Here is a 23,044-nt window from a genome sequence, read left to right as displayed (position 1 = left end):
CACCTGATGAGGAAGTTCATCATTGATGTCGCCATTGTCGCTGCGGTCGTCCTCGTGGGGTTTGCCGTCACGGGTCACCTCGACAGTCCTGGCGGGTTTGTCTTCAGTGTGATATTCGGTGTCGCTTACGCTGCGTGCCGGTGGGGATACCGTCGACGGATGAACAATTCGACTGCGCGGTGATGTGTGGCGCTCAGCGTCCGCGCTTGCGCCGGGACGCAGGCTTCGCGGCGCCCCGGGCCCGCCGCCCCGGAGTCTTCGGCTCCGGGGTGCGGGCGGGTGGGGTCGCCGCGCGGCCGCGGGAGCTGTTGGCGGTGCGGCCGCGGACGATGCCGATCAGCTCCTCGATCAGTGGGTCGTCCTCGCGGTCGCGGGTCCAGGCGAGGGCGGCCTGGGTGGCGGGGGCGCCGGTGAGCGGGCGGTAGGTGAGGTCCTTGCGGTGGTGCAGCCGGGCGAGGGACATCGGGGTGGCCAGCAGCCCGACCCCGGCGGCCACCAGTTCGACCGCGTCGGCGGTGGTCGGTGGGGTGGGCAGCAGGGATGTCTCGCCCGGGGGATCGGTCCAGCGCAGCACGTCGTCGGCGGGGACCAGCAGGGTCTCCTCGGCCAGGTCGTCGGGGGCGACCTCGTCCAGGGCGGTCAGCAGGTGGTCCTTGGGCAGGACCAGCACGGTCACCTCGGTGAACAGCGGGATGGCGTGCAGCCGGTCGCGGTCCACCGGGAGCCGGAGCAGGGCGGCGTCGACGGTGCCGTCCAACAGGGCGCCGGCGGCCTCGGCGTCGGTGAGCTGGACCAGCTCCAGTGGGTGACCGGGCAGGCGCTGGGACCAGGTGCGGGTCCAGGAGGTCGGCGCCATGCCCGGGGTCAGGCCGAGCCGCAGCCGCGGATCGGGGGTGGGGGCGGTCATGGCGGTCCTTCCGGTGGTGGGCCGGACCAGGGTAGTCGGACGGCCGCGGCGCTACCCGGTTCCGTCGCGCGACGGCCCCGGCACCACTCACTCGGTACCCGATTGCCCCCTTCCGGCACCGGAGATCCTCAGCGCGCTCGTAGCGTGGCGGACGCACCCGTACACCGACCGTGGAGGTACCCCCGATGAGCCAGCGCCAGTCGATGCTGTTCGGCGGCGCGATCGCGGTGGCGGTGATGGCGGTGATCGCCCTGGTGGTCGTGCTGGTCGTGCTGCCCGGGTCGGGTAGTGCCGACGTGGCCGACCCGGTGTCGGTGGACCCGGGCACCGCGGGGGCGACCATGGCGGTCGAGACGCCGACCGCGGCCGACTTCGCGCGGAACGACCCGGACGACCCGATGGCGATCGGCGACATCGACGCCCCGGTGCTGATGATCGAGTGGGCGGACCTGCGCTGCCACTACTGCGGGCAGTTCGCGAACGAGACGCTGCCCGGGTTGCTGAGCGACTACGTCGAGGACGGCACGCTGCGGATCGAGTGGCACAGCGCGGTGGTGCTCGGCGGCACGTCCGGCGATGCTGCGGTCGCCGCCCGGGCCGCGGGGCAGCAGGGACTGTTCTGGGAGTTCGTCGAGGCGCTGTACGCCACCGAGCCCACCGGGGAGACGGTCTGGGACCGGGCCGCCCTGACCGCGCTGGCCGCCGGCGTCCCCGGCCTGGACGCCGAGCAGTTCGCCGCGGACCTGGACGACCCGGACCTGATCGCCGCCGCCGAGGAGGAGGCCGATGCCTCCCGCCGGATCGGCGTGGAGAGCACTCCTACCTTCGTCGTCGGCGATCAGGTGCTCCGGGGCGCCCAGCCGCTGGAGAACTTCGCCACCGTGATCCAGGACCAGATGGCCTGAGTCAGTCCTCCGACGGGCCGGCCGGGGTGGCCAGACCCTGCTGGATCAGCTCCATCACCGAGGCGTCCGCCAGGGTGGTGGCGTCCCCGACCTGCCGGTGTTCGGCCACGTCCCGCAGCAGCCGGCGCATGATCTTGCCGGAGCGGGTCTTGGGCAGTTCGGGCACCACGAGCACCGTGCGCGGCTTGGCGATCGGGCCGATCAGCTTGGCCACGTGCCGGCGCAGTTCCTCGCCGATGGTCTCCGGGTCGGTGCCGGCGTCCCCGCGCAGGATCACGAAGGCGACCACGGCCTGACCGGTGGTGTCGTCCGCGGCGCCGACCACGGCCGCCTCGGCGACCGCCGGGTGCGCGACCAGGGCGGACTCGATCTCGGTGGTGGACAGCCGGTGCCCGGACACGTTCATCACGTCGTCGACCCGGCCGAGCAGCCAGATGTCGCCGTCGTCGTCCTTCTTCGCCCCGTCCCCGGCGAAGTAGATCCCCGGGAATCGCGACCAATAGGTGTCCTTGAACCGCTGTTCGTCGCCCCACACGCCGCGCAGCATCGCCGGCCAGGGCTCGGTGATCACCAGGTAACCGCCGGCGCCGTTCGGGACCGGGTAGGCCTCGTCGTCGACCACCGTGGCGGCGATGCCGGGCAGCGGCACCTGGGCCGAACCGGGCTTGGCGGTGGTGATCCCGGGCAGCGGGCTGATCATGATCGCGCCGGTCTCGGTCTGCCACCAGGTGTCCACCACCGGGGTGCGGTCGCCGCCGATCACCCGCCGGTACCAGGTCCAGGCCTCCGGGTTGATCGGCTCGCCGACCGACCCGAGCACCCGCAGGCTGGACAGGTCGCGGGCGGCCGGGATGTCCTCGCCCCACTTCATGCAGGTCCGGATCGCGGTCGGGGCGGTGTACAGGATCGACACCCGGTACTTCTGCACGATGTCCCACCAGCGGCCCTTGTCCGGGGTGTCCGGGGTGCCCTCGTAGATCACCTGGGTCGCGCCGTTCACCAGCGGGCCGTAGACCACGTAGCTGTGGCCGGTGATCCAGCCGACGTCGGCGGTGCACCAGTAGACGTCGGTCTCCGGCTTGAGGTCGAAGACGTTCCGGTGGGTCCACGCGGTCTGGGTCAGGTAGCCGCCGGTGGTGTGGAAGATGCCCTTCGGCTTCCCGGTGGTGCCCGAGGTGTAGAGGATGAACAACGGGTGCTCGGCCTCGACCTCGACCGGGGTGTGCTCCTCGCTCGCCGCGTCCACCGCGTCGTGCCACCAGACGTCCCGGCCCTCGGTCCAGTCGACCTCCTGCCCGGTGCGCCGGACCACCAGCACGGAGCGGACGATCTCCCCGCTGCCGGCCGCCAGTGCCTCGTCCACGGTGGCCTTGAGCGCGCTCGGGGCGCCGCGGCGGAAGCCACCGTCGGCGGTGATCACCACCCGGGCGTCGGCGTCCACGATCCGGGAGTGCAGCGCCTGCGCGGAGAACCCGCCGAAGACCACCGAGTGCGGCGCGCCGATCCGGGCGCAGGCCAGCATCGCGATCACGGCCTCGGGGATCAGCGGCAGGTAGATCGCCACCCGGTCCCCGGTCCGGACGCCCAGCTCGGTGAGGGCGTTCGCCGCCTTGGACACCTCGCGCAGCAGGTCGGCGTAGGTCAGCGTGCGGGTGTCGCCGGGTTCGCCCTCGAAGTGCAGCGCGACCCGGTCGCCCCGGCCGGCCGCCACGTGCCGGTCCACCGCGTTGTAGGCGGCGTTCAACCGCCCGTCGGCGAACCAGCGGGCCACCGGGGCGCCGGACCAGTCCAGCGTCTCGGTGAACGGGGTGGACCAGTCCAGCAGCGAGCGGGCCTGGTCCGCCCAGAACCCGAGCTGGTCGGCGTTGGCCCAGGAGTAGAGCTCGGCGTGGGCGTTCGCCTGGGCGGTGAAGGCGGGATCGGGGGCGAAGCGGCGCTCCTCGGACAGCAGGTTCTCCAGCCCGGGGCGGGCCGGCGACGTCTGTCCGGTGGAGTCGTCGGTGTTGTGCAGGACCACGGTGTCCTCCCAGCGTGCGGCAGCGCGGCCGTCGTCATCGACCGCCGTCCTGCACCTTAGTAGGACTTACGTCCTATGCACGGGGAAATGGACTCAGATGCGCGGAATGCGACGACGGTGCAGCGCGGCGAGGGTGATCCCGGTCGCCAGCAGGAGGGCACCGACCACGAACAGCGTGCCCGAGGTCGCCGCCACGACGGTCCGTTCCACCGACCCGCGGGTGTAGTCGGTCGCCAGCCAGGACACCGTGTCCGCATGCGTGGTCGCCGGGACGTACAGGTAGACCACGCCGATCACGGTGGTGAGCAGCCCGGCCGTCAGCGGTGCCGCGGTCGACCAGGCGCCGACCCCGATCAGTGCCGCCAGGACCAGCACGCCGACGGTCACCAGCACCACGCCCAGCGGGTCGTAGGACGCATCCCAGCCGGGCGCCTGCACCCCGAGGATCCGGGACTGCCCGAACACCACCAGCCAGCACCCGGCGGCGCCGGCGAGCAGGCCGATCAGCATCCCGGCCAGCAGTCGGCCGACCCCGCCCCGGCGCTCCTGGCGCGCGGGGCCCGGCGCGGCTGCCGAGGGCACCGGGGCCACCGGCAGCACCGGTGCGGCCTGCGGCGCGGCGACCGTGGCATCACCGGGCGGGACCTGGTCATCCGACGGGCCGGTGCCCGGCAGATCCGTGCCGTACGGCGCCGGGGCCGGCGCGGGCGGCGGGGTGACCGAGAACGGGTCCGGCGCCGCGGCGGAGTTCGGGTCCAGGTCGGAGCGGAAGCTGGTGCGCCGGACCGCGGTCGCCGGGCCGCCGGCCGGGGTGAGCGGGTCGGCGGGGGCGGTCAGCGGGTCGTCCAGCGCGGAGGGGCCGGACAGCGCCGGGAGCGCGGCCGTCGGGGCGGTGTCCGCCGGGGTGGCCAGCCGGGGCAGGTCGCGGTCGAGTTCCGGGTCGGGCTCCGGGGGCACGGGGGCGGGGCGGCCGCGCAGGTGGGCGCCCCGGCCGGGGGTGGTGGCGGGCTCCTCGGGGGCGCGGGTTGCGGCGGCGGGCGTGGGGGTACCGGTCCCCGCGACGGACTCGGGGGCGCGGGTCGCGCCGGCCGTGGAGGTGCTGGGGCGGGCCGGGGAGTCGGTCGCTCCGGGCTCGGCCCCGGCCGTGGGGGTGCCGGCTGCGCTGCGCTCGCTCGGGCCTGCGGCCGTGGGGGCCCCGGCCGTGTCGCGCTCGCGGGGGTCGGCTGCCGTGGGGGTGCCGGCCGTGCCCCGCTCGCCCGGGCCCGCGGCGGTGGGGGACTCGGCGGGCCGGGGCTCGTCGTCGGGAGTCGCCCGGTCGTCCCGGACGGCCTCCCCGGGCGCGGGCACCGGTTCCGTCACGGGCGCAGCCGGGGGCGTGGTCGCGTCGTCGTCGGTGGGCTGCTGCTCCGGGGTGCTGCTCATCTCGGGCTCCTCGCGGTCGCCACCGGGCGGCCCCGGGGCTGATCTCGACCCGTCACTGCCTGGTCGGGTGGGGTCTGTGGTGCCTCGACGGTAGGCGGCGGGACGGGATGACGCGCGGCGGCACGCCCGGGAGCGGCCGGATCGCTCAGGCGCCGATGCGCTCGACCCGGTCCACGGCGTCCAGCGGGGCAGGCGGCAGCACCGGGTCGGCGGCGGGCGCCGGGGAGGCGGCGACCACGTTCGCGGCACCGACCAGCAGCCCGCCACCGGCCAGGTTCCCCAGCCCGACGAACAGCACGTTCCGGGCGAACTCGCCGATCCCGGCGTGCGGCACCCCGTCCAGGATGCCCAGGCTGAAGGTGGTCATGTTCGCCACCACGTGGTCGAAGCCCGAGGTGATGAACACCATGACGCACGCGAAGATCACGATGATCTTGGCGACCTCGTTCTGCAGCCGCCCGGCGCACCAGATCGCCAGGCAGACCATCAGGTTGCACAGCACGCCGCTGAAGAACAGCTGCACGTTGCTCTCCGCGGCCTTGTGTTCGATCATCCCGGCGATCGCCCGGCCGGCCGGGGTGTCCGGGCCGAGGGTGCCGGACAGGTGCAGGATCACCGCCAGCAGGATCGCGCCCAACAGGTTCCCGGCCAGGCAGGCGAGCAGGGTCGCCCCGGCGCGGCCCCAGCTGATCGTCCGGCGGAGCGCGCCCTGGGTGAAGATCATCATCGCGCTGGTGGCCAGCTCACCACCGGCGACCACCACGATGGTCAGCGCCACCCCGAAGACCATGCCCTGCACCAGTGGCGCCAGGCCGGAACCGGCGTCCTTCAGCGGGCCGCCGGCGGTCACCATGATCACGACGCCGATGCCGATGTACATCCCGGCGAGCATGGTGTTGACCAGGTACACCCAGGGTCGACGGGCGAGGTCGGTCTTGGTCCGCGCGGCGCCGGTCTGGTAGTCGAGCGCCTGGGTCACGGTGAGCACGACGTCCATGCTCCGGCATTCACAAGCGGTAGTCATGGGACGAAAAGCCCGATTCGTCAGTCCCGGCGCAGCATCACCGCGACCTCGAAGTGCCCGGTCTGCGGGAACATGTCCAGCAGCCGGCCGGTGGTCGGCCGCAGCGACGGCATCGCCGCCAGGTCCGACGCCAGCGAGACGGCGTTGCAGGACGAGTACAGGACGTGCCGGACGCCGGAGCCCTCCAGCCACTGCGCCAGCCGGGAGCCGATCCCCCGGCGCGGGGGGTTCACGATCACCAGGTCCGGCGGGGCCGTCGCCGTCAGGGCGAAGTCGGTGGCGTCCCCGGCCGCGAACCGCAGACCCGGCAGCCCGGACTCCGCCGCGGTCTGCTCGGCCGACGCGATCGCCTCGGCGCTCAACTCGATCCCGGTCACCGCACGGCCGGGCGCGGCGACGTGCAGCGCGAAGCCGCCCACCCCGCAGTACAGGTCCCACACGGTGCGCGGGTCCACCGCGTCCACCCAGTCCCGGCCGGTGCGGTACAACGCGGCGGCGACCTCGGTGTTGGTCTGGAAGAAGCTCTGCGGGCGCAGGTGCAGATCGAGGCCGTTCAGCCGCATCCGCAGGGTGTCCGAGCCGGTCAGCACGATCTCCCGCGCGCCCTCCAGCACCGCCCGGTGCTCGGGCAGGACGTTCACCGTCGCCACCGCCAGGGTGGGCAGTTCGGCCTGGAGGGTGGGCAGGTGCTTGCGGATCCGGGCCAGCGCCTCGGTGCTGCGCAGCACGAAGCGCACCATCAGCTCGCCGTCGGGGGAGACGGTGACCAGCAGGTTCTTCAGTTCGCCGCGCCGGGCCGGGACGTCGTAGGGCTCCAGCCGGGCCAGCGTGATGAACCGGGCCAGCGGTCCGAAGGCGGCCTGCAACTGCGGGGGGTAGAGCAGACAGTCGCGCAGGTCGATGCCGGCGCCCTCCGGGTCCAGGATGCCGAGCGTCGGGGCCGCCGCGGTGCCGCCGACCACCAGCTTCGCCTTGTTCCGGAACCCCGCCGGCGCGCTGAGCACCGGGTCGAGCCAGGCGATCCCCGGGCCGAGCAGTTCCTCGCAGCGGGCCTGCTTGCCGCGCACCTGGTCGTCGTAGTCGCGCTCGATCAGCGTGCAGCTACGGCACCGGAAGGCGTCGTAGTGGGGGCAGAGCAGGCGCGGCACCGGCCCATCGTACGGAGCCGGTGCCCGGCGCTCAGAACCCCGGCAGGGCGGCGATCGCGCCGGTGTCCGCCCGGGGTTCGCTGCCCGCCAGCGCTACCTCGGTCACCGCCGCCGCCACGATCGCCGCGACGTCCGGGTGGAAGACGCTCGGGATGATGTACGCCGGGTTCAGCTCCTCCGGCGTGACCACCGAGGCCAGCGCCCGGGCGGCGGCCAGCAGCATGTCGTCGGTGATCGCGTGCGACTGGGCGTCCAGCAGGCCGCGGAACACCCCGGGGAAGGCCAGCACGTTGTTGATCTGGTTCGCGACGTCCGAGCGGCCGGTGCCCACCACGGCGGCGTGCTCGGCGGCCACCACCGGGTCGACCTCCGGCCGCGGGTTCGCCAGCGCGAAGACGATCGCGTCCGGGTTCATCGTCGCCAGGTCCTCGCCGGTGAGGATGTCCGGGGCGCTGACCCCGATGAACACATCCGCCCCGGCGACCGCACCCGCCAGCTTCCCGGACTGCCGCCGCGGGTTCGTCTGCTCGGCGATCCAGCGCAGCTCCGGCGAGGCCAGCTCCCGGTCCGGGTGCACGATGCCGTCCACATCCGCCACCACCACGTCCCGCGCACCGGCCGCCAGCAGCAACTTCAGCACCGCGGTGCCCGCCGCGCCCGCGCCGGACAGCACGATCCGGACGTCCTCGATCCGCTTGCCGACCACCCGCAGGGCGTTGGTCAGCGCCGCGGTCACCACGATCGCGGTGCCGTGCTGGTCGTCGTGGAACACCGGGATGTCCAGCCGCTCGCGCAGCCGCCGCTCCACCTCGAAGCAGCGGGGCGCGGAGATGTCCTCCAGGTTGATCCCGGCGAACACCGGCGCCACCCGCACCACCGTCTCGACGATCTCGTCCACGTCCTGGGTGTCCAGTGCCAGCGGGAAGGCGTCGATCCCGGCGAACCGCTTGAACAGCGCCGCCTTGCCCTCCATCACCGGCAGCGACGCCAGCGGCCCGATGTCCCCGAGCCCGAGCACCGCGCTGCCGTCGGTGACCACCGCGATGGTGTTCCGCTTGATGGTCAGCCGGCGGGCGTCGTCCGGCCGGGCCGCGATCGCCTCGCACACCCGTGCCACCCCGGGGGTGTAGGCCATCGACAGGTCGTCGCGGTTGCGCAGCGGCACCTTCGGCTCGATCGAGAGCTTGCCGCCCAGGTGCATCAGGAACGTCCGGTCGGACACCCGCTCGATCTCCACGCCGGGCAGGGCGCGCACCGCCTCGACGATCCGGGTCGCGTGCTCCTGGCCGCTGGTGGCGCAGGTGACGTCCACGGTCAGGCCCTGTTGGCCGGAGGCCGTCACGTCCAGCGCGGTCACGATCCCGCCGGTCCGTTCGATCGCCCCGGTGAGTTCGCTCACCGCCGTGGGTCGGGCCTGGATGTGCAGGCGGGCAGTGATGGACGAGGACACGGTCGGCGTCGACATCCGGCCATTGTGGCCTGGATCACGCGCGTCGCACCCGGAACTAGGGTGTGCGCGTGGCGGAACGAGGAGGGTCCGGGCCCGGTCGCGGGTCGGTGCGGAGTTCCGTGGACCCCCTGGCCGGACTGCTCGGGCTCGACGGGGTGGCGGAGGCGGTGGACGCCGCGCGGAGCGGATGCGAGGACCTGCGGTGGCACGAGGGGTTTCGGCGCCGCTGGCGGGAGATCCGGGCCGAGGCCGACCTGCGGGCGGTGCGAGGCAGCGCGGCGGTCGAGGGTGCCCGGGTCCCGCTCACCGCCGTGCGGCGATTGGCGGTGGGGTCGGCCGCCGACGACCCCGATCTGGCCGTGGCCGCCGGAGCGCTGCGGGCGACCGCATTGGCAGCACGCTGGCGGCCGGACCTGGGCGCTCGCAGCGGACCGCCGGTGCCGCCACTCGCCGAACTGCTCGCCCGGCTGCACACCGCCGCGATGCGCGACCTGCTGCCGGACGAGGAACTGGGCCGGCTGCGCACCGGCGACCAGCCCCGCGATCTGACCGGCCTCGGACCGGCACCGGACGGCGACGCGCTGGCCGGCCGGATGACGCTGCTGAGCCGGACTCTCGCCGCGACCGGCGTCCCGGCGCTGGTGGCCGGCTCGGTGCTGCACGGCGAACTATTGGCGCTGCGGCCGTTCGCCGCCGGGAACGGGGTGGTGGCGCGGGCGGCCGCCCGGTTGGTCCTGGTCCGGCGTGGGCTCGACCCCACCGGGGCGGTGGTCGCGGAGAGCGGCTGGGCCCAGGCGCCGAACCCGTACCTGGGCGCCGCGGCGGGATTCTCCACCGGCACCGCGCAGGGGGTGGCCGGGTGGATCACGTTCTGCGCGCGCTCGGTGCTGGCCGGGGCGCAGGTGGGCCGAGAGGTGGCGGACGCGGTGCTGGCGGGCCGGCTGGGCGAGTCGCCGGTCGGTCTGCCGCCGGAACACACAGACGACGGCGCCCACGAGGAGCGCCGTCGCTGAACATATGGTCTCGAGGGTGATCAGGCGTGCAGTGAAGACGTCGCTACGGGACCAGCCCGGTCGACGCGCCCTATGCGTGGGCGGATCGCGCGTGGGTGCCTTCGAGACCATTCTGTTGTGAGACCGATCACAGCACGGACCAGGCCTCAGTGGAAGGGTTCGCGATAAACCCGCAGGTCACAGACTCGGCTTGTCCGTTTGGTGGGATCGCGTCTCACCCATCGATCCGCGCCGCACGCCGGCGGCGATCCCCGCCGCGACCACCGTGACCGCAGCCGCCACCAGAGCCACCGCCCGCAGTCGCCGCCGTGCCTGCACCTCGACCCGCGCGCCCCGGAACCGCAGCGTCTGCCAGCCCTCGGCCGCCGCCAGCCGGCGCAGCCCCCGGTCCGGGTTCACCACGTACCCGTGACCCACCGCCGCCAGCATCGGAGCATCGGTGACCGAGTCGGTGTACGCCGAACTCGCCGCCAGGTCGTAGCCCTCCTGCTCGGCGAGCCGCCGCATCGCCACCGCCTTCGCCTGCCCGTAGGCGTAGAAGTCGATCTCGCCGGTGTACCGCCCGTCCTCCACCGCCATCGCGGTCGCGATCACCCGGTCCACCCCGAGCAGCCGGGCGATCGGCCGCACCAGCTCGGTGGCCGAGGCGGACACGATCACCACGTCCTCACCCGCCGCGTGGTGCTCTGCGATCAACCGCTCGGCCTCGGGCTGCAGCACCGGCCGGATCGCACGGTCCACATGCGCCTCGACCAGCTCCTCCACCCGGGCCACCCGCCACCCCGTGACCGTCCGGGACAGCGCGAGCCGCAGCCGCTCGGTCCGCCCCTCGTCCGCGGTGCCCAGCAGGAACGTCACCTGCGCGTAGGCCGAGCGCAGCACCGCCCGCCGGGTCAGCAGGCCGCCGGACAGGAACGGGCGAGCGAAGGCGGAGGCGCTGGACGTGGCGATCACGGTCTTGTCCAGGTCGAAGAACGCGGCGGCGCGCCGGTGGGTGGGGTCCGGGGCGGGCGACTGCGGGGAGGTCATGCGGGCTCCTGTCGGTCCCGGGCTGGGCGGGGCGGGGTGGCGAGGGCGCGGGGGGGTGCGAAGGGCGGGAAGCGCGTGCGATCGGGCCGTGCGGTGTGCGGTCGAGCCGTGCGGTGTGCTGGATCGGAGCTGTGCTGTGGGGGTGCGCGGGCGGTGCTGGGTCGGGCGTCTGCCGGGAGGTTGTGGGCCGGCCGTGTGCTGCGGGGCGGGTGAGGTGGCTCGGCTCCCTGTGGCTGGGGTGCGGATCGGGATGGCGGGGGTTGAGGGCGAACGGGGTGTCGCGAAAGCCGAGCGTATCCGCGCGAAACCGGGCCGACGACCTGTCCACACCCGTGTGCGCGCCGCGGTGGTCCCCAGGCAGCCGGACGAGGGCTGGGCTCGGGGCATCGGTACGGCAGACGGTAGCCACCGGCCGGAGGGAGCGACGGATGGTGGCAGAGCCCGCGGGGGCGATCGGCGTGCTCGGTGCGCGGGGTGGGGCGGGCGCCTCCACCCTCGCGGCCCTGCTGGCGCATGCCCTCGCCCGGGACGGCCGGACCGTGCTGGTCCAGGTCGGTCCGTGCGCGGCGCTGGACGTGGTGCTGGGCACCGAACACGACGACGGCGTGCGCTGGCCGGATCTGGCGGAGGCCCGGGGTGACGTCGACCCCGGACAGCTCGCCGCGGCCCTGCGGCGCTGGCGCCGGTGCGGATTGCTCGCCCCGGATGACCGGCGACCGGGACCCATCCCCGACCGGGTGGAGACCGATGTGCTGGCTGCCCTGCGCCGCGGTCATCACAGCGTGGTGGTCGACCTGGATCGGGTGGCGTTGGCCCGCGACGGCACCACCCCGGCGACGGAGCACTGCGACCGGATCGTGCTGGTCGTACCCCGGGACATGCCCGCGGTCGCCGGGGCGCGACACCTGCTGCCGCACCTGCCGGCCTGGGCCCGGACCGGGATTGTCACCCGGCGACCGTCCCCCGGCGGGCTGGGCGGCCCCGAGATCGCCGCCGCCCTCGGCCTGCCCTGGTGGGGCGAGCTGCCGGGCGGGCGGACGATCGCCCGGTCGGTCGACGCCGGGGTGGGTCCGGTCGCGGCCCGCCGCACGGTCGCTGCCCTGCGCCGACTCACCGGGGAACTGGCATGAACCCGGCCGCCGACGACGGTCTGGTCGACGCGGTCCGTGCCCGATTGGCCCACGAGCCGGGACCGGTCACGCCCGAGCGCCTGGACGCCGCGCTCCGGGACACCGGTGCCGTGGTGGGCAGTGCCGCCGTCGACCAGGTCGCCCGCCTGCTCCGCGCCGAACTCGTCGGTGCCGGGCCGCTGCAAGCGCTGCTCGACGACCCCCAGGTCACGGACGTGGTGGTCAACGGCCCGCAGGACGTCTGGGCCGAACGCGCCGGTGCCCTGCGACCGGTCCCGATCGACCTGGGTGACCCGGCCGCCGTACGGATGCTCGCCGTGCGGCTGGCCGCGACCGGGGGACAGCGGCTCGACGACGCCCGGCCCACGGCGGACGCTCGGTTGCCGGACGGCACCCGGCTGCACGCCGTGCTGCCCCCGGTCGCCGACGGCTGCACCCTGCTGTCGCTGCGTGTCGTGCGGCACCGCCCGTTCACGCTCGCCGACCTGGTCGACGGCGGGACGCTCGCCTCCGGCGTCGATGCGGTGCTGGCTGCCCTGGTCGCCGCGCGGGCGAACCTGCTGATCTCCGGCGCCACCGGCACCGGCAAGACCACCCTGCTGTCCACCCTGCTCTCCCTGGTCGACCCCGCCGAACGGATCGTGTGCATCGAGGAGTCCGGCGAACTGGCCCCGCAGCACCCGCACGTGATCCGGTTGCTGGTCCGGCGCGCGAACGTCGAGGGCGCCGGGGAGATCACCCTGACCGACCTGGTGCGCGAGTCGCTGCGGATGCGACCCGACCGGGTGGTGCTCGGCGAGTGTCGCGGGCCGGAGGTGCGTGAAGTGCTCGGCGCCCTCAACACCGGGCACGACGGCGGCGCCACCACCGTGCACGCGAACGCCGCCCAGGACATCCCGGCCCGGCTGGAGGCACTCGGGGCCCTCGCCGGCATGACCCGCGAGGCGGTTGCCGCCCAGGCGGTCAGCGCCCTGCACGCCGTGATCCACCTCCGCCGGGTCGGCGGTCGCCGCCGGGTCACCGAGGTCGCCGTGGTCGGCCGGGACCCGGGCAGCGGGACGCTCACCGTCGAACCGGCGGTGCTGTCGCCCCCGGGCGGTGCTGCCACCGCCGGCCCGGGGTGGTCGCGGCTGGCCGATCGGATCGGCTGGCGCACGAGGTGACCGGCGCCGCGCTGGTGGGAGGGCTGTGTGGGCTCGCCGTGCTGTGGTTCGCCGGGCCCGCACCCGCCGCCGCACGGGTCCGGCCGGGTCGGGCTCGCCGTCTGCGGGTGCCGGGGCGACGCCGATCGGTGTCGCCGACCGCGGAGTTGATCCGGTTGCTGGGGGCGGTCGCGGCGGGGCTGCGGGCTGGCGGGTCGCCCGCGGTGGTGTGGGAGGCGCACCTCGGCGTGGGGGTGGGGCCGGACGGGGTGCCAGAGCTGGACGTGCTGCTGCGCGCGGTGGGGATCGCGAGGGGCGCCGCCTCCGCCGTCGGCACGCGCGCTGCTGCCTCCGCCCGTGCCGCATCTCCGGCTGGCCCCGTCGCTGCCGTCTCCGCCACCCCCACGACCTCTGCCGTTCGCGTCGCTGCTGCTCCTGCTGCTCCGGCGATCGTGGCTGCCCGCCATGCCGGGTCGGTCCTCGCCGCGTGCCGGGTCGCCGCAGAACTCGGCGCCCCGCTGGCACCGGTGCTGGAGCGGGCGATCCGCACCGTCGAGGCCGAGCACGAGGCCGAGGCCGAGACCGCCGCCGCCCTCGCCGCGCCACGCCAGACCGTGCGGCTGCTGAGCTGGCTCCCGCTCTGGGGTGTCCTGCTCGGGGTGGTCGTCGGGGCGGCCCCGCTGGCCGTGCTCCTGGACGGCGGTGTCGGGTCGCTCTGCCTGCTGCTCGGCGGCACCTGCGCGCTGCTCGGGCGGTGGTGGATCGGGCGACTGGTGGCCCGGGCTCGCGCGGCGGGGAGCGTCGATGCCGGCCGGCGCTGAGCTCGTCGCGGCGCTCGCGGGGTGCGCCGTGTTCCTGCTGTTCCCCGTATCCGGTCGGCCGGTCCGCACCCGCGTGGCGCCTCGTGCGGCCGAGCCAGTGGACCCCGCGCTCGTCCTCGACCTGCTCGCCACCGCCGTGGAGGCCGGTGCCGATCTGCCCCGCGCGCTGGCCACGGTCGGTGCGGCGCTCGGCCCCGGAGGTGAGCCGCTGCGCCGGGTTGCCGCCGCCCTGTTGCTCGGCGCGGAGTGGGCCGCCGCCTGGTCCGACGTGCCACCCACGATGAGCCCGGCGCGGACCGCTCTCGAACCGGCCTGGACCACCGGTGCCTCGGCTGCCCCGGCACTGCGGTCCGCCGCGGTCGAGGAGCGACAGGCCAGGCGGAGACGGGCCCGCGAGGCGACCTCGAAGCTGGGGGTGCGCCTCGTGCTGCCACTGGGGCTCTGCTTCCTGCCCGCGTTCGTGCTGATCGGCGTGGTGCCGGTGTTGATCTCCCTGGCCGGCCGCCTCGCCGGATGACGGGCCGCACCCCTGTCCACAGGGGGTGTTGTGGCGCCGTGGTCCCCAGGCGGCCGCCCACCCCCTGGGAGCGAGGGCGCCGGGCGGCGAGGGTCGTGCTGACCGGCAAAGGGCCGGAGTTGGGGAGCAGGACAGATGACAGTCGAGCACATGACCCGGACCCAGGCGGACGGACCGCGGACCCCGGAGCAACACGGCCCGTCGCTCCAGGAGCAGCACGACCCGGTCCCTCCGGAGCCGCGCAGTCCGTCGATCCAGGAGTCGCGCAGCCCGTCGGTCCAGGAGCAGCGCAGCCCGTCGGTCCAGGAGCCGCGCGGGCCGTGGTTCCCGGAGGAGTGCGGCACCCAGATCCCGCAGCAGCGCGGTCCGGCGGAGGAACGGAGCACCCGTGCCGATGTCGCCGCTGCGACGATCACCGCGCACCAGACCCTGCTCGGCGGCGCCCGCCGGCCCGGTCAGGTCGAGTCCGCCGACGAGGCTCCGCTGGCGGAGGTCGTCCAGCTCCGCACGCCCGCGGCTCCCACGCGGCCCCGGCGCCGGTGGCGGCGTGGGTTGCCCGACGCGGGCATGGCCACCGCCGAGTACGCGGTGGTGCTGCTCGCGGCGGTCGGCTTCGCGGGCCTGCTGATCGTCATCCTCACCTCCGCCGAGGTGCGGGAGGCACTCACCGGCCTCGTCCGCGGTGCGCTGTCGGTGTGAGCGACGCGGACCGTCGGTGGACGACCGCGAGCGCGGGGCCGTCACCGCCGAGTTCGCCGTCGTGCTCCCGGTGGTGACCCTGCTGATCGCGGCGCTCCTGGTGATCGCGTCCTGTGCGGTGGCGCAGATGCGGTGCGCCGACGCCGCGCGGGCCGGAGCCAGGAGCGCCGCCATCGGCGAGCCGGATCAGGTCGTCGCCGAGGTGGCCGAGCGGGTCGGGGGTGGTGGGGTCCGGGTCGCGGTGCATCGCACGGACGGCTGGGTCGAGGTGGTGGTGCACCGCGACCTCGGCCCCAGCCTCCCGGTCGTCGGCGCGATCACCGTGAGTGCTGCGGCGACCGCATGGGCCGAACCGTGATCGCGGCGGTGATGGCCGGATCGGGTCGTACGTGGCACGGCGGACGGTGCGGGCCGGACCATGACCGCCGCAGCGACTGCGTGGGTCGAAGCATCACCGCCGAGGCAACTCGACGGGCCCGGGCCGGGACACCGCACACCGGCGCGGGACCGCGACCTCGGCGTGGACCAGCGGAGCGCGACCACCGCGCGGACCGTGACCGGGGGTCGGGGTCGGTGCTGGCGCTCGCGGTGATCGCCTCGGTGCTGGTCCTGATCGGCTGGCTCGCTCTCCTGGGTCAGGCGGAGCAGGCGCGCGGCCGGGCGCAGAGTGCTGCGGACCTGGCGGCGATCGCCGGGGCGACCGCGCTGCGTGGCACCGGTGACGGCTGCGCGCTGGCGGAGGAGGTGGTCCGGCGAAACGGAGCCGTCCCGCACAGCTGCGCGCTGATCGAGGGCGGCGTGGTCCGGATCGAGGTGGTGGTGTCGGTGCCGTTCGGTACGGCGACCGCTGCGGCCCGGGCTGGTCCCGCCTCCGCCCGGGGCGGCGGTCGCTGACGGGTCCGAGGGCTATGCCCCGGTCAGCCGGTGTGCGACAGCACCGCGTCCAGCAGCCGGACCGCCGCCGCCTTCTCCAGGGGGTTGTTGCCGTTCCCGCACTTCGGGGACTGCACACAGGCCGGGCAGCCGGTCCGGCACGGGCAGGTGGCGACCGCGTCGCGGGTGGCGCGCAGCCAGGTGGTCCCGAGGTCGAAGCCGCGCTCGGCGAAGCCCGCCCCACCGGGGTAGGCGTCGTGGACGAACACGGTGGCCTGTTCGGTGTCGGCGTGCATCGCGGTCGAGACGCCGCCGAGGTCCCAGCGATCGCAGGTGGCCAGCAGGGGAAGGAGGCCGATCGAGGCGTGTTCGGCGGCGTGCAGCGCACCGGGCGCGAGCTCCTGGGTGACCCCGGCCTGTTCCAGCACCTCGGCGGGCGCGGTCCACCAGACCGCGGTGGTGCGCAGCGTGCGGGCGGGCAGGTCCAGGGTCTCGGCGCCGAGCACCTGCAGGTCGGGGATGCGCTTGCGCTGGTAGCTCATCACCTGGGTCGTCACGTCGACCACGCCGAAGCCCCAGGTGATCGGACCCCAGTGCTGCTCCTGCGTCGTCTCCTGGATCTCGACCGTGGTGAGCCAGCGGGACCAGGTGCCGTAGTCGACGTCCCGCCGCTCGGCGAGTGCCACTCCGTCGGCCAGGTTCAGCTCGGAGACCACGTAGCCGGCTCCCTGGTGCACGTAGACCGCCCCGTCGTGCACGGTCGAGTCGGCCGAGGCGGCGTCGACGGTGCCGAGCAACCGGCCGGTCGAGGACTCCACCACCCGGACCGGGTCGCCCCCGGTACCGCGCAGGTCCGTGAGCCGGGTCGCCTGCTCGGGATGGGTCCAGTACCAGCCGGAGGGTCGGCGGCGCAGGGCACCCTGGGCGACCAGGACGTCCAGCAGCTCGCGGGTGTGCGGCCCGAACAGGTCGAGTTCCTCGGCGCGCAACGGGGTCTCGGCGGCGGCGGCGCACAGGTGCGGGGCGAGGACGTACGGGTTGCCCGGGTCGAAGACCGTTGCCTCCACCGGTGCGTCGAGCACGGCCTCCGGGTGGTGCACGACGTAGGTGTCCAGCGGGTCCTCCCGCGCGACCAGGATCACCAGACCGTCGGCCCCGGCCCGTCCGGCCCGGCCGGCCTGTTGCCACAGCGACACCCGGGTGCCCGGCCAGCCGGCGATCACCACCGCGTCCAGGCCGGAGATGTCCACCCCGAGCTCCAGCGCATTGGTGGTGGCCAGCGCCCGCAACCGACCGGTGCGGATCGCCTCCTCCAGCTCGCGCCGCTCCTCGGGCAGGTAGCCACCGCGGTAGGCGGCGACCGCGGCGGCCAGACCGGGGTCGATCGGCCGGAGGTGCTCGCGGGTCACGGTGGCGACCGACTCGGCGGCGCGGCGGGAGCGGGTGAAGGCGAGTGACCGGGCGCCGGCGGCGGTGAGGTCGGCGAGGAGTTCGGCGGTCTCGGCGGTGGCGGATCGGCGCGGTCGTTCGGTGTCCTCGGCCACCACGTCCTCGCCGGTGCCCACCGGGCCGTGGCCTTCCGCGTCGCCCACCGCGCCGCGACTCTCGGTGCCACCCGCCGCGCCGCGACTCTCGGTGCCACCCGCCGCGCTGGGCTCGTCGACACCCGGGACGCCTCCACCGGCCGCGGCACCCCCGACCGCCCCGGTCGCGGCACCCGTCCGCCCGTGCACGTCACCCTCGACCGTCCCGTCGGCGGCGGTCTCCTGCGGCGGAGCACCCCCGCCCGCCCCGGCGTCCGACTCCCGGTCGACGTCCACCGGCACCTCCGGCAGCGGTAGCGCCCACGGGTCCTCCTCCGGCACCAGCTCCGACCACGGTCCGGTGACGCCGGGCAGCTCCGGCGGCTGCCACAGCGCGATCGTCTTGCGACCGGCCGGGGAGGCGTCCTGGTGCACGGAGTGGATCAGCTCGGGGTCCGCGCCGATCAGGCGGCCGGCACTCGCGGCGGGGTCGGCGGTGGTGGCCGAGGCGAGCAGGAACACCGGGTCGGCGCCGTACAGCCCGGCCAGTCGCCGCAGCCGGCGCAGCACCGCGGCGACGTGGGCACCGAACACGCCCCGGAAGGCGTGGCACTCGTCGAGCACCACGTACCGCAGGGAACCGAGCAGCCGGGACCAGCGGCGGTGCTGCGGCAGCAGGGCGAAGTGCAGGAAGTCGGGGTTGGTCAGCACCACGTCGGCGTGGTCGGCGATCCAGCGCCGTTCCTCCCGGGCGGTGTCGCCGTCGCAGGTGGTGACCCGGATGTCGCGGATCCCGCCGGCGGTCAGCACCCGGTCCACCGCACTGAGCTGGTCGGCGGCCAGCGCCTTGGTGGGGCACAGGTAGAGCACCGAGCCGCGCCGGGTGACGGTCTCGATCCGTCCGCGGTCGGCGGCGGGGACGTGCTGCCCGGCCCGGACGGCGGTGAGCGCGGGCAGCCAGAACGCCAGCGACTTCCCGGACCCGGTGGAGGTGGACAGCACGGTGTGCTGCCCGGACCAGGCGGCCTGCGCGGCGTCGGCCTGGTGCTGCCACGGCTCCGCCACGCCGAGCATGCGGTACCCGGCGACCAGGGCGGGGTCGGCCCAGTCCGGCCAGGGGGCGGTCCGGCCCTCGCGCTGGGGGAGCTCCCGCAGGTGGGTCAGCCGGCCGTCGCGCCGGCCGTCGGCGAGCAGCCGGTCCAGGAGGGAGTCCACGGTGAACATCCTCACCCCTGCGGGGCGACGCGGTGGTCGCCACCGACGGCGCACACTCCGCAGAGTGGGCTCGCCTACCCAAAATCACGGGCCCGCGACCGGATATCCCGTGTACCCGACAACGTTTTGCGTGGCAGAACACACCCTGTGGTGGGTGATTGCACCGCTGACTGCGTGCGTGTCGGTCTGTTTGAATGCTCTCAGCAGGGAGGGAGTCAGCTCGTGGACGTGACTGTGTCGAGCACCACCAGGAACGGCCGGACGGTCGTCGACGTCACCGGAGAGGTCGACGTCTACACCGCACCTGCCCTGCGCGAGCGGCTGACCGCCCTGGTCGATGCCGGCCGGACCGACCTGGTCGTCGATCTGACCGCGGTGCGGTTCATGGACTCCACCGGGCTCGGACTCCTGGTCGGCGTGCTGAAGCGGGTCCGCGGGCTGGACGGGCAGCTCCAGCTGGTGATCGACGCCGAACGGCTGCTGAAGGTCTTCCGGATCACCTCGCTGGACCAGGTGTTCACGGTCCGGGCCACCCGGGACGAGGCGCTGAACGCGCCGGGGGTCGCCGAGGACTGAACGAGGCCGGGTGGGTGATCCCATTCACCCGGATGCAAGCGAAAAATCCCCCTTCGTCCTACAGTGTCGCTCTGCTCGGCAACGGGGCCGGGCTCGATCCGCCGCGGCCGCCGCCACCCGGTGCGCCGTGGGCGAGGGGGAACGATGGTCGATCTCGGCTCGGGCAGTCTGGTCATCGTCGCGGTGGTCGCCGTGGTGGCGGTCGCCGCGCTGGTGATCGCGCTGGTGCTGCGGCGGCAGGTGCTGGCCGCGGACGAGGGCAGCGCGTCCATGCGGGAGATCGCGCTGGCGGTCCAGGAGGGCGCGCAGGCGTATCTGTCCCGGCAGTTGCGAACGCTGAGCGTGTTTGCGGTAGTGGTGCTGCTCCTGCTGGTGCTGCTGCCCGGGGACGCCGGCGTCAAGATCGGCCGCTGCGTGTTCTTCCTGCTGGGGGCGGCGTTCTCCGCGTCGATCGGCTACCTGGGGATGTGGCTGGCCACCCGGGCGAACGTCCGGGTCGCTGCCGCGGCGTCCCGGCCCGGCGGCCGCGCGGAGGGTGCGCGGATCGCGCTGCGGACCGGCGGGGTGGTCGGGATGAGCGTGGTCGGGCTGGGCCTGCTGGGTGCGGCGGCGGTGGTGCTGCTGTACCGCGGCCAGGCGCCGGCGGTGCTGGAGGGCTTCGGTTTCGGGGCGGCGCTGCTGGCGATGTTCATGCGGGTCGGCGGCGGGATCTTCACCAAGGCGGCCGATGTCGGCGCGGACCTGGTCGGGAAGGTCGAGCAGCACATCCCGGAGGACGACCCGCGCAATGCGGCGACCATCGCGGACAACGTGGGCGACAACGTCGGCGACTGTGCCGGGATGGCGGCCGACCTGTTCGAGTCCTACGCGGTGACGCTGGTGGCGGCGCTGATCCTCGGCCGGGCGGCCTATGGCGAGCACGGGCTGGTGTTCCCGCTGCTGGTGACCGCGATCGGTGCGGTGGTGGCGGCGCTGGGCGTGCTGGTGACCCGGGTGCGCGGGTCGGAGAGCGGGCTGACCGCGATCAACCGCGGGTTCGCGATCGCGGCGGTGGCCGGGGCGCTGCTGGCCGGGCTGGCGGCGCTGGTCTACCTGCCGTCCAGCTTCGGGGCGCTGGACGGCACCGCCGGCCTGGCGGACCACCCGGGCGATCCGCGCTGGGTGGCGGCGGGGGCGGTGCTGATCGGGGTGCTGCTGGCCGGACTGATCCTGTGGGTGACCGGTTACTTCACCGGCACCGACTCCAAGCCGACCATTCACGTGGCGCGGACCACCCGCACCGGGGCGGCGACCGTGGTGCTCTCCGGCATCGGGGTGGGCTTCGAGTCGGCGGTCTACACCGCGGGCATCATCGCCGCCGCGATCTGCGGGGTGTTCCTGCTGGCCGGCGGGTCGATCGCGCTGTCGCTGTTCCTGGTCGCGCTGGCCGGCTGCGGGCTGCTCACCACGGTGGGCGTGATCGTGGCGATGGACACCTTCGGCCCGGTGAGCGACAACGCGCAGGGGATCGCGGAGATGTCCGGCGACGTCACCGAGGAGGGCGCGCAGATCCTGACCGACCTGGACGCGGTGGGCAACACCACCAAGGCGGTCACCAAGGGGATCGCGATCGCCACCGCCGTGCTGGCCGCGACCGCGCTGTTCGGTTCCTATGCCGATGCGGTCAGCACCGCGATCGCCGACCTCGACCTGACGGCGGTGCCGGGCGACATCGTGCTGGCGATGACCGACTACCAGATCATCAGCCCGATCACCCTGGTCGGCGTGATCCTCGGGGCGGCGACCGTGTTCCTGTTCAGCGGCCTGGCCATCGACGCGGTGACCCGGGCGGCGGGGGCGATCGTGCTGGAGGTGCGCCGCCAGTTCCGGGAGCTGCCCGGGATCATGACCGGTCAGCAGCGGCCCGAGTACGGCCGGGTGGTGGACATCTGCACCCGGGACTCGCTGCGGGAACTGGCCACCCCGGGGCTGCTGGCGGCGTCCGCCCCGATCGCGGTCGGCTTCGGGCTCGGGGTCGGGCCACTGGCCGGGTTCCTGGCCGGGGCGATCGGCGCGGGGGTGTTGATGGCGGTGTTCCTGGCGAATGCCGGCGGCACCTGGGACAACGCGAAGAAGCTGGTCGAGGACGGACGGTTCGGCGGCAAGGGGTCGCCGGAGCACGAGGCGGCGGTGATCGGCGACACCGTGGGCGACCCGTTCAAGGACACCGCGGGCCCGGCGATCAACCCGCTGATCAAGGTGATGAACCTGGTGGCGTTGCTGATCGCCCCGGCGGTGGTGGCGGTCAGTGTCGGCGACGACGCGAACCAGCCGCTGCGGCTGGGCATCGCGCTGATCGCGGCCGGGGTCGCCTTCGGGGCGGTGATCATGTCCCGGCTGCGGGCCGCCCGGGTGGACACCGCGGCGGAGGTGACGGCGGACGCGGTGGACTCGCGGGTATGAGGTTCGACCGTTCCGCCCGGGTGAGGCAGGCTGGCGGCATGCGCCTCGCACCTGCCCTGACCGGTCTGGCCCTCCTGATCCCGCTCGCCGCCTGTACCGGTGGCGGGGACGACGAGGCCGCCACGTTCTGCGACCAGAGCGAGTCGTCGCTGGCCGAGATCGACGCCATCGGCGCGCTCGGCGACGACGCGGGCGGGTTCGCCGACGCGGTGTCCCAGATCAGCACCGGCTTCGCCGAGGCCGACCCGCCGGCGGAGATCGCCGACGACTGGGCGACGCTGGGCGGACTGTTCTCCGACCTGTCCGACCGGTTGGAGGGCGTGGACACCGACGACCAGGAGGCCGTCGCAGCCGCCGTCGGCGAGTTCTCCGAGCAGGTGAGCTCCACCGAGCTGGGTGACGCCTCGGACCGGGTGTCGGCCTACGTCGCCGAGCACTGCGCCGAGTGACCAGCCGAGTGACCAGCCGAGTGACCATGCGCCTGCACCTGATCCGGCACGGGCAGACCCCGTCCAACCTCACCCACGCCCTGGACACCGACGAGCCGGGCGCCCCGCTGACCCCGGAGGGCGAGCGGCAGGCCCGGGCGGTCGGCCGGGTGTTCGCGAACCGGCCGCTTGCCGCCGTGTACGCCTCGCATCTGACCCGGGCCCGGCAGACCGCCGCACAGGTCGCCCGCCCGCACGGGCTGGAGGTGCAGCTCCGGCAAGGGCTGCGCGAGATCCTGGCCGGTGACCTGGAGATGCGCACCGACCCGGCCTCCGTGCAGCAGTACCTCGGCACGATGATCGCCTGGGCCGCCGGCGACCTGGACCGGGTGATGCCCGGCGGCGAGGACGGTCACCGGACGCTGGAGCGCTACGACCGGGTGGTGGCCGAGGTCGCCGGGACCGGGGTGCCGGAGGCTGCGCTGGTCAGCCACGGCGCGATCATCCGGTTGTGGGCGGTCACCCGCGGGGCGAACCTGGACCCGGCCGAGGCCGCCGAGCGCTGGCTGGACAACACCGGGGTGGTCACCCTGGAGGGCACCCCGGGCGACTGGCAGGTCACCGCCTGGCAGGACGAGGTCGTGCCGCACGCCTCCGCGGTCCCCGGCGACGGCCCGGGTGGCCGCCCGGTCCCGCTGACCTGACGCCGAACCCGGCCCCCCCACCCAGCCCCGCCCGGGCAGCGCACCCGTTGAATGCGGAG

The 23,044-nt window shown here is 74.5% G+C and carries 21 protein-coding genes; 13 read left to right on the top strand and 8 right to left on the bottom strand.

What is annotated here, in order from left to right:
• Positions 1–193: 193 nt before the first annotated feature.
• Positions 194–907 (bottom strand): LysR family transcriptional regulator substrate-binding protein, encoded by a 714-nt coding sequence (locus tag HGA03_RS03360; RefSeq protein ID WP_168628751.1) that lies wholly within the window; start codon positions 905–907, stop codon positions 194–196.
• Between the two features lie 185 nt (positions 908–1,092).
• Between HGA03_RS03360 and HGA03_RS03355 the strand changes: the two genes are divergently transcribed.
• Complete coding sequence (locus tag HGA03_RS03355; RefSeq protein ID WP_168628750.1) at positions 1,093–1,812, top strand: DsbA family protein; 720 nt, start codon at positions 1,093–1,095, stop codon at positions 1,810–1,812.
• Between the two features lies 1 nt (position 1,813).
• On the opposite strand, the gene acs is transcribed toward HGA03_RS03355, so the two are convergent.
• The 5 genes from acs to HGA03_RS03330 form a co-directional block, all read right to left on the bottom strand.
• Complete coding sequence (gene acs, locus HGA03_RS03350; RefSeq protein ID WP_373307685.1) at positions 1,814–3,829, bottom strand: acetate--CoA ligase; 2,016 nt, start codon at positions 3,827–3,829, stop codon at positions 1,814–1,816.
• Positions 3,830–3,922: 93 nt separating this feature from the next.
• Positions 3,923–5,251, bottom strand: coding sequence for a hypothetical protein (locus tag HGA03_RS03345; RefSeq protein WP_168628749.1), 1,329 nt, complete (start codon positions 5,249–5,251; stop codon positions 3,923–3,925).
• Positions 5,252–5,396: 145 nt separating this feature from the next.
• The gene (locus tag HGA03_RS03340) at positions 5,397–6,239 is read right to left on the bottom strand and encodes a formate/nitrite transporter family protein (RefSeq protein ID WP_239073592.1); all 843 of its coding nucleotides are present in this window, start codon (positions 6,237–6,239) and stop codon (positions 5,397–5,399) included.
• 56 nt (positions 6,240–6,295) lie between these two features.
• On the bottom strand, positions 6,296–7,414 hold the full coding sequence (gene rlmC / locus HGA03_RS03335) for a 23S rRNA (uracil(747)-C(5))-methyltransferase RlmC (protein WP_168628919.1): 1,119 nt from the start codon (positions 7,412–7,414) through the stop codon (positions 6,296–6,298).
• 40 nt (positions 7,415–7,454) lie between these two features.
• Entirely contained in the window at positions 7,455–8,888 is a 1,434-nt protein-coding gene (locus tag HGA03_RS03330; RefSeq protein WP_168628747.1) for an NAD-dependent malic enzyme, read from the bottom strand.
• A 104-nt stretch (positions 8,889–8,992) separates the two neighbouring features.
• Between HGA03_RS03330 and HGA03_RS19260 the strand changes: the two genes are divergently transcribed.
• Entirely contained in the window at positions 8,993–9,886 is an 894-nt protein-coding gene (locus HGA03_RS19260; protein ID WP_168628746.1) for a Fic family protein, read from the top strand.
• Between the two features lie 177 nt (positions 9,887–10,063).
• On the opposite strand, the gene HGA03_RS03320 is transcribed toward HGA03_RS19260, so the two are convergent.
• Positions 10,064–10,915, bottom strand: a complete 852-nt coding sequence (locus HGA03_RS03320) for an HAD family hydrolase (protein WP_168628745.1) — start codon at positions 10,913–10,915, stop codon at positions 10,064–10,066.
• Between the two features lie 428 nt (positions 10,916–11,343).
• On the opposite strand from HGA03_RS03320, the gene HGA03_RS03315 reads away from it, so the two are divergent.
• From HGA03_RS03315 to HGA03_RS19255, 7 genes are all read left to right on the top strand, one after another.
• Positions 11,344–12,045 carry a CpaE-like family protein gene (locus tag HGA03_RS03315; RefSeq protein WP_168628744.1) on the top strand — a complete coding sequence of 234 codons (702 nt, stop codon included), beginning with the start codon at positions 11,344–11,346 and terminating at the stop codon, positions 12,043–12,045.
• The gene (locus HGA03_RS03310; RefSeq protein WP_168628743.1) at positions 12,042–13,208 is read left to right on the top strand and encodes a TadA family conjugal transfer-associated ATPase; all 1,167 of its coding nucleotides are present in this window, start codon (positions 12,042–12,044) and stop codon (positions 13,206–13,208) included. Before HGA03_RS03315 ends, HGA03_RS03310 begins: the two co-directional genes overlap by 4 nt.
• 128 nt (positions 13,209–13,336) lie before the next feature.
• Positions 13,337–14,008 carry a hypothetical protein gene (locus HGA03_RS03305; protein ID WP_168628742.1) on the top strand — a complete coding sequence of 224 codons (672 nt, stop codon included), beginning with the start codon at positions 13,337–13,339 and terminating at the stop codon, positions 14,006–14,008.
• Positions 14,009–14,105: 97 nt separating this feature from the next.
• Positions 14,106–14,525: a type II secretion system F family protein gene (locus HGA03_RS03300; RefSeq protein WP_168628741.1), complete on the top strand. Its 420-nt coding sequence runs from the start codon at positions 14,106–14,108 to the stop codon at positions 14,523–14,525.
• 135 nt (positions 14,526–14,660) lie between these two features.
• Positions 14,661–15,224: a DUF4244 domain-containing protein gene (locus HGA03_RS03295; RefSeq protein WP_239073593.1), complete on the top strand. Its 564-nt coding sequence runs from the start codon at positions 14,661–14,663 to the stop codon at positions 15,222–15,224.
• Positions 15,225–15,240: 16 nt separating this feature from the next.
• Positions 15,241–15,582, top strand: coding sequence for a TadE family type IV pilus minor pilin (locus HGA03_RS03290; RefSeq protein WP_168628740.1), 342 nt, complete (start codon positions 15,241–15,243; stop codon positions 15,580–15,582).
• Positions 15,567–16,118, top strand: a complete 552-nt coding sequence (locus HGA03_RS19255) for an Rv3654c family TadE-like protein (protein WP_345719329.1) — start codon at positions 15,567–15,569, stop codon at positions 16,116–16,118. Before HGA03_RS03290 ends, HGA03_RS19255 begins: the two co-directional genes overlap by 16 nt.
• Before the next feature lie 23 nt (positions 16,119–16,141).
• Here HGA03_RS19255 and HGA03_RS03280 read toward each other — a convergent pair whose 3' ends face one another.
• Positions 16,142–18,844 (bottom strand): DEAD/DEAH box helicase, encoded by a 2,703-nt coding sequence (locus tag HGA03_RS03280; RefSeq protein ID WP_168628739.1) that lies wholly within the window; start codon positions 18,842–18,844, stop codon positions 16,142–16,144.
• 213 nt (positions 18,845–19,057) lie between these two features.
• On the opposite strand from HGA03_RS03280, the gene HGA03_RS03275 reads away from it, so the two are divergent.
• From HGA03_RS03275 to HGA03_RS03260, 4 genes are all read left to right on the top strand, one after another.
• On the top strand, positions 19,058–19,411 hold the full coding sequence (locus HGA03_RS03275) for an STAS domain-containing protein (protein WP_168628738.1): 354 nt from the start codon (positions 19,058–19,060) through the stop codon (positions 19,409–19,411).
• Positions 19,412–19,555: 144 nt separating this feature from the next.
• On the top strand, positions 19,556–21,853 hold the full coding sequence (locus tag HGA03_RS03270; protein ID WP_168628737.1) for a sodium-translocating pyrophosphatase: 2,298 nt from the start codon (positions 19,556–19,558) through the stop codon (positions 21,851–21,853).
• A gap of 38 nt (positions 21,854–21,891) precedes the next feature.
• A complete protein-coding gene (locus HGA03_RS03265) occupies positions 21,892–22,302 on the top strand; it encodes a hypothetical protein (RefSeq protein ID WP_168628736.1) in 411 nt (136 codons plus the stop codon).
• 26 nt (positions 22,303–22,328) lie between these two features.
• Positions 22,329–22,985: a histidine phosphatase family protein gene (locus HGA03_RS03260; protein ID WP_168628735.1), complete on the top strand. Its 657-nt coding sequence runs from the start codon at positions 22,329–22,331 to the stop codon at positions 22,983–22,985.
• The last annotated feature ends 59 nt before the right edge of the window (positions 22,986–23,044 follow it).

The sequence above is a fragment of the Cellulomonas denverensis genome, assembly GCF_012396125.1.
GTDB classification, from domain to species: domain Bacteria; phylum Actinomycetota; class Actinomycetes; order Actinomycetales; family Cellulomonadaceae; genus Cellulomonas; species Cellulomonas denverensis.
This window is presented reverse-complemented; position numbering and strand designations above follow the sequence as displayed.